Origin of the sequence: Marinobacter sp. M3C (genome assembly GCF_023311895.1) — a bacterium.
In the GTDB taxonomy this organism is placed as follows: domain Bacteria; phylum Pseudomonadota; class Gammaproteobacteria; order Pseudomonadales; family Oleiphilaceae; genus Marinobacter.
In genome coordinates, this window is sequence record NZ_CP092284.1 from 4,665,395 (window position 1) to 4,680,755 (window position 15,361).

Below are 15,361 nucleotides of genomic sequence, written 5' to 3' on the forward strand. Positions count from 1 at the left end.
TACCGACAGCTATGCTAAAGTAGCGCGGCTTGTAATTGACCAGGAGACCGAGCGTGTTCGAGCTTTTAAAAGCCGGTGGCATTTTGATGGTGCCCATACTATTTTGTTCTGTGCTGGCATTGGCCATCATCCTTGAACGTTTCTGGAGCCTTCGTGACAGCCGGATCGCGCCGCCAGAGGTGCTGAATGAGCTGTGGCGTTGGATCAAGAAAAAAGAGCTGAACGGCAAACGCCTGAAAACCCTGCAGGCGTCGTCACCCATGGGGCGTGTGCTTGCCAGCGGTTTGCTGAACGCCAAGCACGGCCGTGAGGTAATGAAAGAAAGCATCGAGCACGAAGCCAGTCAGGTGGTTCATCAGCTCGAGCGGTTTCTGAACCCACTGGGCACCGTTGCAACCATAACGCCGTTGCTGGGCCTTTTGGGCACGGTCATCGGCATGATCAAAGTGTTTGCGGAAATTCAGTTGGCCGGCGTAGGCAATGCTGGCAATCTGGCTGGCGGTATTTCCGAAGCCCTGATAACAACAGCCTCTGGCCTCAGTGTGGCTATTCCCGCGTTGATTGCCCATCGCTACTTTATCCGCCGGGTAGATGCCCTGGTAGTAAACATGGAGCAAGAGGCCATCAAACTGGTGGAAGTGGTACACGGCGACCGCGAAATTGACGTAAAAGGAGCCTGAACCCAGTGAAGTTCAAGCGCCAGCGCAGCCAGCACGTGGCTATGGACCTGACACCGCTGATCGACGTGGTGTTTTTGTTGTTGATTTTTTTTATGGTATCGACAACGTTCACCCGGGAAAGTCATCTTCAGGTGGAATTGCCGCAAGCAAGCGGTAACCCGGCGCCGCCGGCAGAAGTCGAACAGATTGATGTGGTGATTAGCGCCGATGGCCAATACCTGCTGAACGACAAACCGCTGGTGAACAATCGCCGCGAAACGCTGGAACGAGGCATTCGGGAGTTGGCCGACGCAGACACATCATTGCCGTTCATTATCACCGCCGATGCCCGTACACCCCACGAGTTTGTGGTGCGGGCGATGGATGCGGCCGGTCGCTTGGGTTTCGCGAAACTCAGCATCACCACCGAACGTGAGGCCCAATCCCAGTGAGTGCAGCAAGGTCACCAGGCCCGACAAACCCCAAAAGCCCCAAAAGCTCCGCAGACCCAGAGCTTAAAAACCCGGGTAAGATGCCAGAAGGCAGTTGGCACACCTACAAGCGCCTTTTACGCTATGTGAAACCCTTTTGGATAGCGTTTACCCTGGCGATAATCGGCAACGTAATTTATGCCGCGGCGTCGACCGGCATGGCGGCGGCCATGGAATACGTCATCAAGGCCATTGAAAATCCGACCGAGCAGAATCGGCTGATTTTAACCCTGCTGATTGTCGGGGTGTTCGCGTTTCGTGGCCTGGGCACCTTCTTGAGCCAATATTTCATCAGCTACGTGGGTCGTAACGTCATCAATGCCCTGCGCACCGATGTATTTGACCGTATGCTTACCTTGCCGTCGCGCTACTTTGATGACAACGCGGCCGGCCGACTGGTGTCGAAGCTGACCTTTAACGTGGAACAAGTGGCTGAAGCCGCAACCGACGCTATCACCATTACCTTTCGCGAAGGCCTGACCATCGTCGGGCTGCTGGGCTACATGCTTTACACCAACTGGAAACTCACGCTGGTATTTCTGGCGGTAGGGCCGCTGATCGGAGCGGTGGTCAGCTACGCCAGCAAGCGCTTCCGCAAAATCAGCAAACGCATTCAGGGCTCCATGGGCGACATTACCCACGTTGCGTCGGAATCAATCAGCGGTTATCGAGTGGTGCGCACCTTTGGCGGTGAAGACTTCGAACGAAAGCGTTTTCAGAAGGTCAGCGAAGGCAATCTGAAGCAAAGCTTGAAAATGTCGTCTACCCAGGCCATTAGCGTGCCTGTGATTCAGGTTCTGGTGGCCATTGCGATTGCGGCGCTGGTGTGGACTATGTTGTCGCCGACCATTCGCGGCGAAATGAGTACCGGTCAATTAGTCGCCTTTATTACCGCAGCAACAACTATGGCCAAGCCTATTCGCCAAGTGACTTCCGTGCATTCAAAAATCCAGAAGGGCCTTGCGGCAGCCTACGACGTGTTTGAAACCCTGGACGAACGCCCGGAGCCGGATTTCGGCACCTTTGCCCCGCAGCGGGTTAAAGGCGACATCGAATTTCGTAACGTGGGCTTCAGCTATCGCGACCAGCTCGACAAAGTGTTGGACAACATCTCGCTGACAGTTCCGGCGGGGCAGAGCGTTGCCCTGGTCGGCCGCAGTGGCAGTGGCAAATCCACGCTGGTGAGCCTGTTGCCGCGATTTTACGATTACACCGACGGCGAAATCCGTATTGACGGCCATTTGCTGGAAGACTTTACGCTGCAGGCCCTGCGCGCTCAGATAGCGTTGGTTACTCAGAGCGTCGTCTTGTTTAACGATACGATTGCAGCGAACATTGCCTACGGGGCGCTGCGCGATTGCAGCCCCGAGGCCATTCGCGAAGCCGCTGGCAAAGCGCACGCTCTGGAATTTATCGACCGCATGCCTGAGGGTCTGAATACTATGATTGGCGACAACGGCGTTATGCTTTCCGGGGGCCAGCGCCAGCGCCTGGCCATTGCCAGGGCGCTGCTGAAAGACGCACCCATTCTAATTCTGGACGAAGCCACATCGGCGCTGGATACCGAATCTGAGCGCTACATCCAGAACGCTATGGAAACGGTGATGAAAGGCCGCACCACCTTGGTGATTGCTCACCGCCTGTCGACCATTGAAAACGCCGATCGCATACTGGTGATGGACAATGGCCGCATAGTGGAATCTGGCCGCCATCAGGAGTTGCTGGACCAGGGCGGCGCCTATGCCCAATTGCATCAAATGCAATTCAGCGAGCACGCATGACCAACGGTAAGCGGGTATGAGTTCGCTGGTCGATCGGTTGTGGTATAGCCAAAATCGCCCGCTGGGATTCCTGGCGCCACTGGCCTGGCTTTACCGGCGCATTGCTGAATCGCGCAGGCGCAAAGCGTTGAAAAATCGGGCCCCGTCGTTAACGGCTCCGGTGGTGGTGGTGGGTAATATTACCGCCGGTGGCACCGGTAAATCGCCGCTTACGGCCTGGCTGGTAACGCAATTGCGCAACGCGGGCTGGACGCCGGTGATTCTCAGCCGCGGCTACGGTGGCAAGTCCTCGCAATACCCGCTTTTTGTGAGTGCCGATAGCAACGCCAGTATCGCCGGTGATGAACCCGTTATGCTGGCACGGGCCACTGGCTGCCCGGTGGTGGTAGATCCGCAACGGCTGCGCGCAGCGCACTACGCCATTGATCAGAGATTGGGCGATGTTCTGGTGTGCGACGACGGTCTTCAGCACTACGCTCTGCCCCGTGACATAGAACTGGCCGTATTCGACGCCAGCCGCGGCTTGGGCAATGGCGCCAGCATTCCTGTGGGGCCGCTGCGGGAGCCGGCAGAACGGTTGAACTCGGTCGATTATATTATTCTTAACGGCTCTACCGGAGCGCGCGTTCGTCGCCACAGCCAATTTGCCGGCGTGCAACACAAGGCAATCTACACCATGAATCTTAGCCCGATGCATCTTCTGCACCTGGCCAGCGGTGCGCAGGTACCGCTGACAAAGCTGGCGGGACAAAATCTGCTGGCGGTGGCGGGTATCGGGAACCCGGCGCGATTTTTTGCCACCCTCAGCGCCTTGGGCGCAGAGGTAAGGCCGCGGGCTTTTGCCGACCATCACCGTTTTAAACCGGGCGATCTGAAAACCGACAGTGGTGAATGGCTGGTAATGACTGCCAAAGACGCGGTGAAGTGCCAGGATTTTGCACCTGACAACGCTTACGCTCTGATGATTGAAGCCCAGCTGCCTGCCGAATTTGGCCGCCGGCTGTTGAGCCAGTTGGCCCGTTGGCGCCAGCTGCACCCGAATAAAAGCGGCCCGCTGGCGGCTGCTTCCGTTGCAACAGAACGAGACCATCATCATGGATAAAAAACTGCTGGCACTGCTGGCGTGCCCGGTGTGTAAAGGCGAGCTCAAGCTCAACGACGAAAAAACCGAACTGTTGTGCTATCAGGACGCCATGGCGTTTCCCTTGCGCGAAGGTATTCCGGTGATGCTGGCCACCGAAGCCCGCACCCTGAGCACCGATGAACGCCTGCACAAAAGCTGAGCGAGGAGCCATTCATGTCCTTTACCGTCGTGATTCCCGCGCGCTTCGGCTCAAGCCGCTTGCCAGGCAAACCCCTGGCAGACATTGGCGGCCAGCCGATGATTCAACATGTGTGGCAGCGGGCGCAGGAAAGCCGCGCCGGGCGAGTGGTGATTGCCACCGACGACGCGCGGGTACAGCAAGCCTGCGAGCGCTTTGGTGCCGAAGTCGTCATGACCTCGGCTGGCCATGTCAGCGGTACCGACCGTCTGGCTGAAGTGGCACAGGCCTTGAATTTGGACGAAGACCACCGGGTAATAAATGTACAAGGGGATGAACCACTGATCCCCAGCGTGTTGATCAACCAGGTGGCAGACAATCTGGAATTGCACCCCGAAGCGGCCATTGCCACTCTGTGTGAGCGCCTTCACGATACTGAGTCGGTGTTTAATCCCAACGTGGTGAAAGTGGTTTTCGACCAGCAGGGGATGGCACATTATTTCAGCCGCGCGCCCATACCCTGGTATCGCGATGGCTGGGCCACGGCGGTCGGTACAGGCAACACTGTAAATCGGGATCTGCCAGACAATTTTGGTTATTTTCGCCATATCGGCATTTATGGCTATCGCGCCGGCGTACTGGCGGATTTTGTGCGCTGGCCAGCGGCGCCCGCCGAACAGGTTGAAGCGTTGGAACAGCTGCGTGCGCTTTATAACGGTGCTCGCATTCATGTCGATTTGGCGGCCGTCAGCCCGCCAGCCGGGGTAGACACCGAGGCGGATCTGCAACGGGTAAGGGCTTTTTTGAACAAGCAGGAGACAACGTAATGGCAGCCTCTGTTAGCGTTTTATTTGTGTGTCTGGGTAACATTTGCCGCTCACCCACCGCCGAAGGCGTGTTTCGCAAACAGGTAGCGGCCGCCGGCCTTGAACCGCAGGTACGTATTGATTCTTGCGGTACCGGTGACTGGCACATTGGCAAAGGCCCGGATGAGCGCGCAGTAACCGCGGCTGGTCGAATCGGTATTGATATCAGCGGCCTGAGAGCGCGTCAGTTCGAGGTCGAAGACCTGGACAGTTTTGACTATGTATTGGTGATGGACCGCCAGAATCTGGCAGACGTGAAAGAAATCTGGCATCAGAACGGGGGCACAGTGCCACGGCTGTTCCTGGACTTTGCTGATTTTGATGACCAGGAAGTGCCAGATCCGTACTTCGGTGCAGACGATGGTTTTCAACACGTGCTCGAATTGATCCATCAAGCCGGTGAAGGTCTGCTGAATGACATTCGCGGGAAGCTAGGGTGAACACCCGGCCAGAAATACGGGAAAGGGTAGATTTAACGCCCCATAACTCCCTGGCTATTGCGGCCAGTGCCCGCTATTTCGCTCGCATTACCCATCGTGAACAGGTTGGTGCCACGCTGGCCTGGGCTGATGAAAAAAATTTGCCGGTGCTGATTGTCGGCGGTGGCAGTAATCTAGTGTTCCGCGCCGACATTGATGGCCTGGTTGTGCACATGGCCTTGGCCGGACGGCACTGGCACGATATCAGTGCCGAGGCGGCCACGCTGGTGTTGGGCGCCGGTGAAAACTGGCATGACGCGGTTTTGTACGCCGCCCGCAGTGGCTATCGCGGCATCGAAAACCTAGCGCTGATTCCCGGCACCTGCGGTGCCGCACCGGTACAAAACATTGGCGCTTACGGCGTGGAGCTGGCAGACACGCTGGTGTGTGTCACCGCTCTGGATCGTAGCAGCGGAAAGCCAGTTACCCTAAGCGCAGAAACGTGCAATTTTGCCTACCGTGACAGCCTGTTTAAACAGCAGCCCGAACGGTATCTGATTCTGGATGTGCATCTGCGCCTGTCGCGCAGCCGGCCTTTCCAGTTGGGTTACGGCGAGCTGGCGGCGTACTTTGGCGACACGCCCGTGGCAAAATTAAACGCTGAAGACGTGGCCGAAGCAGTGATGGCCGTTCGCCGCCGCAAACTGCCAGATCCGCAGCGCCTGCCAAACGCCGGCAGCTTTTTTAAAAACCCGGTGGTCAGCCAAAAGGTGTTTGAACAGCTGCAAAGCCGTTTTTCAGATCTGGTGGCCTACCCACTGCCACACGGTCAGGGCGTGAAACTAGCGGCGGGCTGGCTGATTGAGCAGTGCGGTTGGAAAGGCTATCGCAATAAATGGGTTGGCGTGCACAACCGCCAGGCTTTGGTGTTAATCAACCACGGCGGCGGTAACGGAGCACAGTTGCTGGCGCTGGCTCAGGAAATACGTGAGTCGGTCCAGGCGCGCTTTGGCGTTGAACTGGAGCAGGAACCGCTAACACAGCCTGCCATTGATTAGCCTGGCTGATCGGTTACTCCTAAAAAAACCCTGGTGCGTTTCGGCGGTCAGGGTTTTTTCATGAGGCGCTTCTGTTGCTGTTTAAAATGTTATAGCGGTGAAACACTCTTCAGAAAGGGAATTGCATCCGCCAGGGCAATGTCCTGTTTATTGGCATCGCGACGGCCCTTGTATTCCAGAGTGCCGGCTTCCAGCCCGCGGTCAGACACCACAAAGCGATGGGGGATACCCGTCAGCTCCATATCCGCGAATTTCACCCCGGGCCGCTCGTTGCGGTCGTCTAGCAGCACATCGTAACCGGCTTCTTGCAGCTGTTGGTAAAGCTTTTCTCCGGCTTCGGCCACCGTTGGCAATTTATGGCCGTTTAGCAGCACCACGGCAACCCGGAAGGGCGCGATGGCGTCGGGCCATATAATGCCGCGGTCATCGTGATTTTGCTCGATTGACGCCGCCACAATCCGCGACACGCCAATGCCGTAGCAGCCCATGTCCATAGTGGCGGTTTTGCCATTTTCGTCCAGCACCGTGGCGTTAAGCGCCTTGCTGTATTTGTTGCCCAGCTTGAAAATATGGCCTACTTCAATACCGCGGCGAATGACCAGGGTGCCCTGGCCACAAGGACTGGCATCGCCTTCCAGCACGTTGCGCAGGTCTTCCACCCGGCCCAATGGTAGGTCGCGTTGCCAGTTTACGCCGGTCAGGTGCACGTCATTCTTGTTGGCCCCGCAGACAAAGTCCGCCAAGTGCGCTGCGCTGCGGTCGACAATCACCGGCACCGAAAGATTCACCGGTCCGATCGAGCCAGGTTCGCATCCGGTGGCGCGCTGGATTTCCTCATCCGTGGCCATAGCCAATGGGTCGGCTACGCCGACCAAATTTTCCGCCTTGATCTCGTTCAGGGTGTGGTCGCCGCGCAGAACCAGTGCCAGCAATCCCGGGTCACTGCCTTCTTCGGCACCGGCTGCCGCTTCGGCTTTCACCAGCAGCGTTTTCACGGTTTGGGAGGCGTCTCCTTTCAGGAACTGGGTAATGTCGGCAATGGTGCGTTGGCCCGGCGTCGCCACTTCGGTCATCGCTTGGGAGGGCGCGGGGCGCTCGCCGACGGGTGCGACAGCCTCAGCTTTCTCTATATTCGCCGCGTAGTCGCTGTCAGTGCTGAACACAATGGCGTCTTCACCAGAAGAGGCCAGCACGTGAAATTCCTGGGAGCCACTGCCGCCAATGGCGCCAGAGTCTGCCTGCACGGGGCGGTAATCCAGGCCCAGGCGATCAAATATAGCGCAGTAGGTGCGGTGCATCAGCTGATAAGTCTCTTCCAGGGATTCCGCACTGATGTGAAATGAATAGGCGTCTTTCATGATGAACTCCCGTGCGCGCATCACGCCAAAACGGGGGCGGCGCTCGTCACGGAATTTTGTCTGAATCTGAAAGAAGTTGGCCGGCAGCTGCTTATAGCTTTTCAGCTCGTTGCGGATCAGGTCGGTAATCACTTCTTCGTGGGTAGGGCCAAAGCAAAACTCGCGGCCGTGGCGATCGTTCATGCGCAGCAGTTCGCCGCCGTATTCGTCCCAACGGCCGGATTCCCGCCACAGTTCCGCCGGCTGCACCGCTGGCATCAGCAGTTCTTGCGCGCCGCTGCGGTCCATTTCCTCGCGCACAATGCGCTCAACTTTGCGCAGGGTACGCAGGCCCATGGGTAGCCAGGTATAAAGCCCGGCGGCTAGCTTGCGGACCAAACCGGCACGCAGCATCAGCTGGTGGCTGATAATCTCCGCGTCGGCGGGTGTTTCTTTCTGGGTGGCAATCAGATAACGGCTGGCTCGCATTTTGGGTTCCGTCAGGAGTGATTCATGGAGAGGCCGAAGCCTCAAAAATAATGGGTTCTATTGTACGGAGCCACAACAGGCAGGTACAGACACCGGCCGGGCATTTCACGACAAGTAACCTAAGGGCAGGGCCGTGTTATCCAGAACTCGGCGCAGCACAAAGCTTGAATGCACGCCGCTCACCCCGGCAATACGGGTTATCTGGTTCAGCAGAAAGTGATGGTAATGGTCCATATCCGGCACCACCACTTTGAGCATGTAGTCCGCATCGTGGCCGGTAATCAGGTAGCACTCCAGCACCTCCGGATAGGCGCTGACGGCCTCCTCAAACGCCGCAAAACGTTCCGGTGTGTGCCGGTCCATGCCGATCAGAATAATGGCGGTGAGCGCCAGCCCCAGTTTTTTATGATTAAGAATGGTGGCTGTGCGCACGATCACGCCGCTTTGCTCCAGCGCACGCACCCGGCGCAGGCAGGGCGACGGCGATAGCCCGACTTTGTCGGCCAGTTGTTGGTTAGTGAGCGAGCCGTCTTTTTGCAGGTGGTCCAGAATTTTTCGGTCGGTTTTGTCCAGCGCGATCAGGGTTTCGGATCTATTAAGCATATTCTGCCACTAACCTCAGTTTTCTCAATATTTAATAGCTTTATAGTCCGGTTTATAACCTTCATTAGCAATCACCTGCGGCGACTTTTTGTGTAATATTGTGTTCTGTAATCGGCAGTCTGCATCCGCAAAAGGAAACCATTGTATGGCTTTTGATCATCGTAAGTACGCCTCCTTCAAGCCCATTGCCAAAACCAACCGGCGCTGGCCCGATCGTGTGATTGAGCGCGCGCCCACCTGGTGCGCGGTTGATTTGCGGGATGGCAACCAGGCTCTGGTCAAACCTATGTCGGTCAGCCAGAAACAGCGGATGTTTGATTTGCTGGTAAAGCTGGGCTTCAAGGAAATCGAGATCGGTTTTCCCGCAGCCAGTCAGCCGGACTTTGATTTCTGCCGCAAGCTGATCGAAGAAGGGCGTATTCCTGACGATGTAAAGATTCAGGTGCTGACCCAGGCGCGGCCGACGCTGATCAAGCGCACTTACGAAGCACTGGAAGGCGCCAAAAAAGCCATTGTGCACGTTTATAACTCCACTTCCACCGTGCAGCGTCAGCAGGTGTTCGGATTAGACCGTGATGGCATCCGTGATATTGCAGTAGAAGGCGCGCGTTTGGTGAAGGAGCTGGCCGCCGGTTACCCGAACACCGAATGGACCTTTCAGTATTCGCCGGAGAGCTTTACCGGCACCGAGCTGGATTTTGCCGCTGAAGTCATCGATGCAGTGACCGAAGTGTGGCGCCCGGACCAAGGTCAGCCGGTCATTATTAACCTGCCTGCCACGGTAGAGATGGCCACGCCCAACGTATTTGCCGATCAGATTGAGTGGATTTGCGATACTATCCAGCGCCGCGAGCATCTGAGCATCAGCGTGCACACGCACAATGACCGGGGTTGTGGCGTCGCCGCAGCCGAACTGGCGGTCATGGCGGGCGCTGATCGGGTGGAAGGAACGCTGATGGGGAACGGCGAACGCACCGGTAATATGGATCTGGTGACCATGGCGATGAACCTGTATTCGCAGGGGATTGACCCAACCCTGGATTTGTCCGGCATGGCTGACATTACCGAGGTGGTTGAAGCCTGCACCGAAATTTCGACCCATCCACGCCATCCCTACGCCGGCGAGCTGGTATTCACCGCGTTTTCTGGCAGCCATCAGGACGCTATCCGCAAATGTCTGGCCCAGCGTAAAGAAGGTGATGTCTGGAATGTGGCCTATCTGCCGATTGATCCGTTCGACCTGGGCCGTCGCTATGACGAGGTGGTGCGCATCAATAGCCAGTCTGGCAAGGGCGGCGTGGCTTTTGTGCTGGAGCGGGATTACAACATCAGCTTGCCCCGTTGGCTGCAAATTGAATTCAGCAAAGTGGTGCAGCGTGAAGCGGAAAACAACGGCGGCGAGATCGATTCGATGAGCATTCACCGCCTGTTTGAAGCTCGCTACCTTGCCGTGCCGGCAGACTGGGCATTGCGCACTTACGATCTTCATCGCAACGAAGAGGGCGTGCGCGCAGATTTGGTAATAGGCAATGAAAATAAACCGGTAACGTTACAAGGCTATGGGTCCGGGGCGGTGGAAGCCGTGGCAGCGGCGCTGGCCCAGCGTTTTTCCATTACCCTGGCGGTAGAGGCTTACGACGAGTTCGCCTTGGGTGCAGGCACTTCGGCCAATGCCATGGCGTGTATTCGTTTGCAGGCTAACGGCCAGACGTGCAGCGCAGCAGCCCTGGCGGAAGACACCACGTCGGCGACCTTGCAGGCGTTATTGAATGCGGTGGCCCAAGTTGTGCCCGGTGTTCACGCTAGCGCAAAAGCGGCCGATAAGGCGTTAAGCGTCTGATCTTAACATTAGCCATAAAAAACGGGCCGGTGAATCATCGGCCCGTTTTTCTGACTGGTCACGTTTCATCAGCGACAGCCCATATCAAACAGGCGTTACGTTCTCTGCCTGCGGGCCTTTAGGGCCGTCGGTTACAGTAAACTGTACTTTCTGGCCTTCAGCCAGGGTGCGAAAACCGTCTGCGTTGATGGCGCTGAAGTGAACGAATACGTCACTGCCGTCTTCCTGGGCGATAAAGCCAAAGCCTTTTGCTTCGTTGAACCACTTCACGTGGCCCGTTGTGGTCTCAGACATCGATCTTTCCTGTATTTCACATGAGCTCCTATACACGGAGCTTTTTCTGATTTTCCCCGGTAGGGGTTTTGGTACTGCCATTGCAGTATAGACCCGACGAAGGCGCCGTCAACGCCCTTTCGGGCGCTGTTTTGGAATATTTACCGAGGCCGGAACTGGTCGCTGATTTCTTCCAGAATGGACGGGTCATCGATGGTGCTTGGCACACTGTAGGCTTCGCCGTCTGCAATCTGTCGTATAACTCGGCGCAGAATCTTGCCAGAGCGTGTTTTTGGCAAACGTTCAACCACCATAGCTCGCTTAAAACAGGCAATGGCACCAATTTTTTCACGCATCATTTCTACCAGTTCATCTTCCAGTTCGTCATGGTCAATGGTGGCGCCGTCTTTAATCAGCACCAGCCCGATCGGAATCTGGCCTTTCATTTCGTCATGAACACCTACCACGCAGCATTCGGCCACAGCTGGATGAGACGACACCACTTCTTCCATTTCACCGGTAGATAGCCGGTGGCCGGCTACGTTAATCACGTCGTCGGTGCGGCCCATAACGAAAATATAACCGTCTTCATCTTCAAAACCGCCATCACCGGTGCTGTAAAAGCCGGGAATAGCGTCGAGATAACTCTCACGGAAACGCTTGTCATCACCCCAAACGGTTTGCAGACAGCCCGGTGGCAGTGGCAGTTTTATCGCGATCTGGCCCTGTTCACCCGCCGGCATTTGGTTCCCGCGTAAATCGACAATCTGAACATCGTAGCCGGGGGACGGCATAGTGGCGGAACCGGGCTTAGTGGTCATCATTTCAATCCCGGCGGGGTTGCCACAAATGGCCCAACCGGTCTCGGTTTGCCACCAGTGGTCGAGCACGGGCAAATGAGTGTGCTCACGCAGCCAGTCGTAAGTGGCCGGGTCCAGGCGCTCGCCGGCCAGATAGATCCGCTTCAGCGAGCTGATGTCGTATTTCGTTAAAAAATTTGCCTCCGGATCTTCTTTGCGCACCGCGCGGAAAGCGGTTGGGGCGGTAAATAGAATATTGACCTTGTGATCCTGGATCACGCGCCAGAAACCGCCTGCGTCGGGGGTGCGAACCGGTTTGCCTTCATACAGTACGGTTGTGCAGCCGGCAAACAGGGGCGCGTAAACAATGTAGCTGTGACCCACCACCCAGCCCACATCCGATGCGGTCCAGAACACATCACCGGGGCTGGCGTCGTAGACCAGCTTCATGCTGTATTTAAGGGCCACGGCGTGGCCGCCGTTGTCTCGCACCACACCTTTGGGTTTACCGGTGGTGCCGGAGGTGTAAAGAATGTACAGCGGATCGGTCGATTTGACGGCGACCGGGGCAGCTGGCTCGGCATCGCGAACAAGTTCGTTCCAATCCACATCTCTCGGGCTTTGCAGGCTGGCCAGTGCTTCCGGGCGCTGATACACAACACACAGCTCAGGTTTATGTTTAGCCTGTTCCAAAGCCTTATCCACCAACGGTTTGTAGGCAATCACCTTGCTGACTTCGATGCCGCAAGACGCGGTAATGAGTGCCTTGGGCGTTGCATCGTCAATGCGAACGGCCAGCTCGTGGGCCGCAAAACCGCCAAACACCACCGAATGAACCGCGCCAATACGAGCACAGCCCAGCATCGCAATCACCGCCTGAGGGATCATCGGCATGTAAATAACGACGCGATCGCCTTTTTCGATGCCGCGGGCCTTCAGAGCGCCGGCAAAACGCGCGACTTCATCTGTCAGCTGATTGTAGGTATAGCTTTGCTGGGTGTTGGTTACCGGTGAGTCGTAAATCAGTGCGGTTTGTTCACCACGGCCAGCGCGAAGGTTGGCGTCCAGAGCAATGTCACTGGTGTTCAGCTCGCCATCGGTAAACCAGTCACCGTGGCCATTGTCTTTAGCCTGCCAGATGGTGTGCGGAAATTTAATCCATTCGATGTCGGCGGCTTTTTCACGCCAGAAATCGTCCGGTTTGCTGATCGAGCGTGTAAATTCTGCGTTGTAAATCATTAACTCCACCTCACCGTGTCAGTGTTTATTCTTAGTGTGCTTGTAAACCACTTTAGGCCGTTTCGGTTACGCAACCAGTAGACCATGGGCGTAGATTCGCTGACGCGGGTTTGAATAAAGCAATCACATGACGAAATGAGGTGTTTTTGAGCAGTGTTTTTAATCATTGCCAGGGGCTGTTAACAATTGCTCGTAAGCCTTTGAAAGATAAAAGCTGGTTTGTATAATGAAGTTCCAAAACAGCAATCATACGAGCCTGCAATGCCCAGATACATGCTCACAGAGGAGCTGTGGTCCAAGTTGAAAGAAATATTGCTTCAATTCAGCCTCTATGACAAGGCAGGCCTGCGCAGGACAGTCGAAGGTATTCTGTTCAGAATACGCACTGGCATACCATGGAGAAATCTGCCAGAGCATTTCGGCAAGTGGAATTCCATCTACAAGGCGTTCAATCACTGGTCGAAAAAAGGCATCTGGAAAAAGCTCTTTAGTGGGCTGACAACCGACTCGGACCTGAAGTGGGTCTTCATTGATGGCCGCTATGTACGTCTCTTGCGGGTTGTTGGCCAGGTGGGGACAGGCATCGTCCTGTTCCAGTCCGAAAGGACCACGTTTCAGCCAGTCTACCAGGGGCGGGTCGTCCAGCACTATTGGCAATAACCCGGCCCCGATAGCCAGGGTAGCACCGGCCACTACCCAGCCCCAGGGACCCAAGCCCAGCAGTATGGGAGCGATTCCCGCTTCGGTCATTTTGGCCATCATCAGACCGCCCATTAGCATCATGCCGCCACCGACGGCTGAGGTCCCGTAAGCTGCGGCGGCGTCCATATCACCGGTATCCCACTCATGGGCCATGTCCTTTCTCATCAGACAAATTTTGGATCACGCCATCGTCGCTTCATTCAGGTTGGGCACGCTATACTGCATCTGGTCTTCCAATGACCCCCACGGGAAGTTGCGAATTTTTTCCATGTGGGCGGGATAGCCTTGTTTTTCCCACCATTCCAGATCCAGCGTCGCCCAGTAATCGGCGGGGCGTTCGCGTTTACCTGCGGCATCGTACTCGGCTGTGGTGGGGTCGATGTGGCGATAAGGTTCGAGAGCCGGAATATCCGGCAGGGGCTGGGTGACATCCATGTAGCGTTGAAGCTCGTCCCATTCAGCGTAGAGCTCTGCCCGATTCGAACTTCCCACGGTCGCTACCACTGTCTGTTTCCCCGTATAACGGTGGCGCAGCTGTAGCTTATAACTCACCGGGCCTTTGGGCTGAATATGGTAAGAAATGTAGGGGTCGAATTCAATAAATGGGGCTTTGAACGTCTCCTCTCGCCAGGTGCGGAATTTGATCATGCCGGTGGTGCGGAAATAGCCGCAGCCTAAGTCTGTGATGATGAAATCGAGATTGCGTTCGAGAACCCAGGTGAAGGGGTAGCGGAAGAAAAAATGGAGCAACAATATGACAGCGGCAATGTTGAATGTGTCGATAAATCCGTTTAAACCGAATCTGAATGATACGATTATCGCTGTTAACGCGACCAGCAAGATCATCCACTTAAGCATTCCATAGTCAGCAAAAGATCCCGCCAGCAACAAAAGTAATTGCCAACGGGTTTTTATCAAATCTTTGGGACTGACACTATGCGTCCACGCCGGACCAGCGAGTTTTTTGGGGCCTTTACCCGCTGCTCGCTCCTTAAAGGTTTCCACAGAGCTCGGGCCCAGGCTGTTATCCAATCCCGAGTAAGCCGCCCACGGCAACCGCTCAATAAGGTCACCACCCTCCAGCGCTTTAATAGCGCCCCCCGGATCTTCCAGAGGCTTCTGACGCGGGATATCCGTCGAGCGAAAGGCCGAGCTCGAATATTCGCTAATTGTTTCTGACTGACTAGCGTTGCCACTCAACGTCCAGATCCTCCATTTTATGCTCGACTTCCTGTGACTCGTAGCTTTGCGTATCGCGCTGCCAGACATCGACGGTGAAGTTCAGGGAAAGACTTTTCACTTTGTAGTGGGTTTCCACGAGCTCATTAAAACCTTGGGGCATCATCTCCGCTAACTGTGACTGGCCGATCATGAAATCGATAGCATGACGCTTGTCGTCGAAATCTTCTTGAATTCCCTTAAGCAGTGTTCCCGACTTCGCACCGATAAACTCTTTTCGCAACTCCCCTGCGGGGTTCCGTCCGAACACGCGATAACGCGCCTGACGCCAGGACAGCTCCAGTTTAGTCACCGAAGGCTCAC

At 56.0% G+C, this 15,361-nt stretch carries 15 protein-coding genes and 1 pseudogene; 10 read left to right on the forward strand and 6 right to left on the reverse strand.

Annotation, left to right across the window (positions count from 1 at the left end):
* Nucleotides 1-53: 53 nt before the first annotated feature.
* The 8 genes from MIH18_RS21930 (at nt 54) to murB (ending at nt 6,536) form a co-directional block, all read left to right on the forward strand.
* Entirely contained in the window at nt 54-680 is a 627-nt protein-coding gene (locus MIH18_RS21930; protein ID WP_249005201.1) for a MotA/TolQ/ExbB proton channel family protein, read from the forward strand.
* A 5-nt stretch (nt 681-685) separates the two neighbouring features.
* Nucleotides 686-1,111, forward strand: coding sequence for a biopolymer transporter ExbD (locus MIH18_RS21935; RefSeq protein ID WP_249005200.1), 426 nt, complete (start codon nt 686-688; stop codon nt 1,109-1,111).
* Between the two features lie 80 nt (nt 1,112-1,191).
* Complete coding sequence (msbA, locus tag MIH18_RS21940) at nt 1,192-2,931, forward strand: lipid A export permease/ATP-binding protein MsbA (RefSeq protein ID WP_249009001.1); 1,740 nt, start codon at nt 1,192-1,194, stop codon at nt 2,929-2,931.
* A 16-nt stretch (nt 2,932-2,947) separates the two neighbouring features.
* A complete protein-coding gene (gene lpxK / locus MIH18_RS21945; protein WP_249005199.1) occupies nt 2,948-4,033 on the forward strand; it encodes a tetraacyldisaccharide 4'-kinase in 1,086 nt (361 codons plus the stop codon).
* The gene (locus MIH18_RS21950) at nt 4,026-4,214 is read left to right on the forward strand and encodes a Trm112 family protein (protein ID WP_007350926.1); all 189 of its coding nucleotides are present in this window, start codon (nt 4,026-4,028) and stop codon (nt 4,212-4,214) included. Before lpxK ends, MIH18_RS21950 begins: the two co-directional genes overlap by 8 nt.
* A 14-nt stretch (nt 4,215-4,228) precedes the next feature.
* Nucleotides 4,229-5,020: a 3-deoxy-manno-octulosonate cytidylyltransferase gene (kdsB, locus tag MIH18_RS21955; protein WP_249005198.1), complete on the forward strand. Its 792-nt coding sequence runs from the start codon at nt 4,229-4,231 to the stop codon at nt 5,018-5,020.
* A complete protein-coding gene (locus MIH18_RS21960; protein ID WP_249005197.1) occupies nt 5,020-5,499 on the forward strand; it encodes a low molecular weight protein-tyrosine-phosphatase in 480 nt (159 codons plus the stop codon). The genes kdsB and MIH18_RS21960 overlap by 1 nt, the downstream gene beginning before the upstream one ends.
* A complete protein-coding gene (gene murB / locus MIH18_RS21965) occupies nt 5,496-6,536 on the forward strand; it encodes a UDP-N-acetylmuramate dehydrogenase (protein ID WP_249005196.1) in 1,041 nt (346 codons plus the stop codon). Before MIH18_RS21960 ends, murB begins: the two co-directional genes overlap by 4 nt.
* A gap of 89 nt (nt 6,537-6,625) precedes the next feature.
* On the opposite strand, the gene MIH18_RS21970 is transcribed toward murB, so the two are convergent.
* Nucleotides 6,626-8,362 carry a proline--tRNA ligase gene (locus MIH18_RS21970; protein WP_249013481.1) on the reverse strand — a complete coding sequence of 579 codons (1,737 nt, stop codon included), beginning with the start codon at nt 8,360-8,362 and terminating at the stop codon, nt 6,626-6,628.
* Nucleotides 8,363-8,467: 105 nt separating this feature from the next.
* Nucleotides 8,468-8,965, reverse strand: a complete 498-nt coding sequence (locus MIH18_RS21975) for an Lrp/AsnC family transcriptional regulator (RefSeq protein WP_249013482.1) — start codon at nt 8,963-8,965, stop codon at nt 8,468-8,470.
* Nucleotides 8,966-9,110: 145 nt separating this feature from the next.
* Between MIH18_RS21975 and leuA the strand changes: the two genes are divergently transcribed.
* On the forward strand, nt 9,111-10,805 hold the full coding sequence (gene leuA / locus MIH18_RS21980; RefSeq protein WP_249013483.1) for a 2-isopropylmalate synthase: 1,695 nt from the start codon (nt 9,111-9,113) through the stop codon (nt 10,803-10,805).
* A gap of 84 nt (nt 10,806-10,889) precedes the next feature.
* Here leuA and MIH18_RS21985 read toward each other — a convergent pair whose 3' ends face one another.
* Both MIH18_RS21985 and MIH18_RS21990 read right to left on the reverse strand, forming a co-directional pair.
* Nucleotides 10,890-11,099 (reverse strand): cold shock domain-containing protein, encoded by a 210-nt coding sequence (locus MIH18_RS21985; protein ID WP_007352080.1) that lies wholly within the window; start codon nt 11,097-11,099, stop codon nt 10,890-10,892.
* Nucleotides 11,100-11,239: 140 nt separating this feature from the next.
* A complete protein-coding gene (locus tag MIH18_RS21990) occupies nt 11,240-13,117 on the reverse strand; it encodes a propionyl-CoA synthetase (RefSeq protein WP_249013484.1) in 1,878 nt (625 codons plus the stop codon).
* 273 nt (nt 13,118-13,390) lie between these two features.
* Here MIH18_RS21990 and MIH18_RS21995 point away from each other — a divergent pair.
* Nucleotides 13,391-13,666 (forward strand): annotated as a pseudogene (locus MIH18_RS21995) (transposase); the annotation flags it as partial.
* A gap of 333 nt (nt 13,667-13,999) precedes the next feature.
* Here MIH18_RS21995 and MIH18_RS22000 read toward each other — a convergent pair.
* Both MIH18_RS22000 and MIH18_RS22005 read right to left on the reverse strand, forming a co-directional pair.
* Nucleotides 14,000-15,019 carry a hypothetical protein gene (locus MIH18_RS22000; RefSeq protein ID WP_249013485.1) on the reverse strand — a complete coding sequence of 340 codons (1,020 nt, stop codon included), beginning with the start codon at nt 15,017-15,019 and terminating at the stop codon, nt 14,000-14,002.
* Nucleotides 15,003-15,350, reverse strand: coding sequence for a hypothetical protein (locus MIH18_RS22005; RefSeq protein ID WP_249005190.1), 348 nt, complete (start codon nt 15,348-15,350; stop codon nt 15,003-15,005). Before MIH18_RS22005 ends, MIH18_RS22000 begins: the two co-directional genes overlap by 17 nt.
* Between the last annotated feature and the right edge of the window lie 11 nt (nt 15,351-15,361).

Coding starts and splice junctions, on each gene's coding strand:
- MIH18_RS21990 (WP_249013484.1), bottom strand. CDS start 13,117: ATGATTTACAACGCAGAATTTACACGCTCGATCAGCAAACCGGACGAT.
- lpxK (WP_249005199.1), top strand. CDS start 2,948: ATGAGTTCGCTGGTCGATCGGTTGTGGTATAGCCAAAATCGCCCGCTG.
- MIH18_RS21960 (WP_249005197.1), top strand. CDS start 5,020: ATGGCAGCCTCTGTTAGCGTTTTATTTGTGTGTCTGGGTAACATTTGC.
- MIH18_RS21985 (WP_007352080.1), bottom strand. CDS start 11,099: ATGTCTGAGACCACAACGGGCCACGTGAAGTGGTTCAACGAAGCAAAA.
- MIH18_RS21950 (WP_007350926.1), top strand. CDS start 4,026: ATGGATAAAAAACTGCTGGCACTGCTGGCGTGCCCGGTGTGTAAAGGC.
- msbA (WP_249009001.1), top strand. CDS start 1,192: ATGCCAGAAGGCAGTTGGCACACCTACAAGCGCCTTTTACGCTATGTG.
- kdsB (WP_249005198.1), top strand. CDS start 4,229: ATGTCCTTTACCGTCGTGATTCCCGCGCGCTTCGGCTCAAGCCGCTTG.
- MIH18_RS21975 (WP_249013482.1), bottom strand. CDS start 8,965: ATGCTTAATAGATCCGAAACCCTGATCGCGCTGGACAAAACCGACCGA.
- leuA (WP_249013483.1), top strand. CDS start 9,111: ATGGCTTTTGATCATCGTAAGTACGCCTCCTTCAAGCCCATTGCCAAA.
- MIH18_RS21970 (WP_249013481.1), bottom strand. CDS start 8,362: ATGCGAGCCAGCCGTTATCTGATTGCCACCCAGAAAGAAACACCCGCC.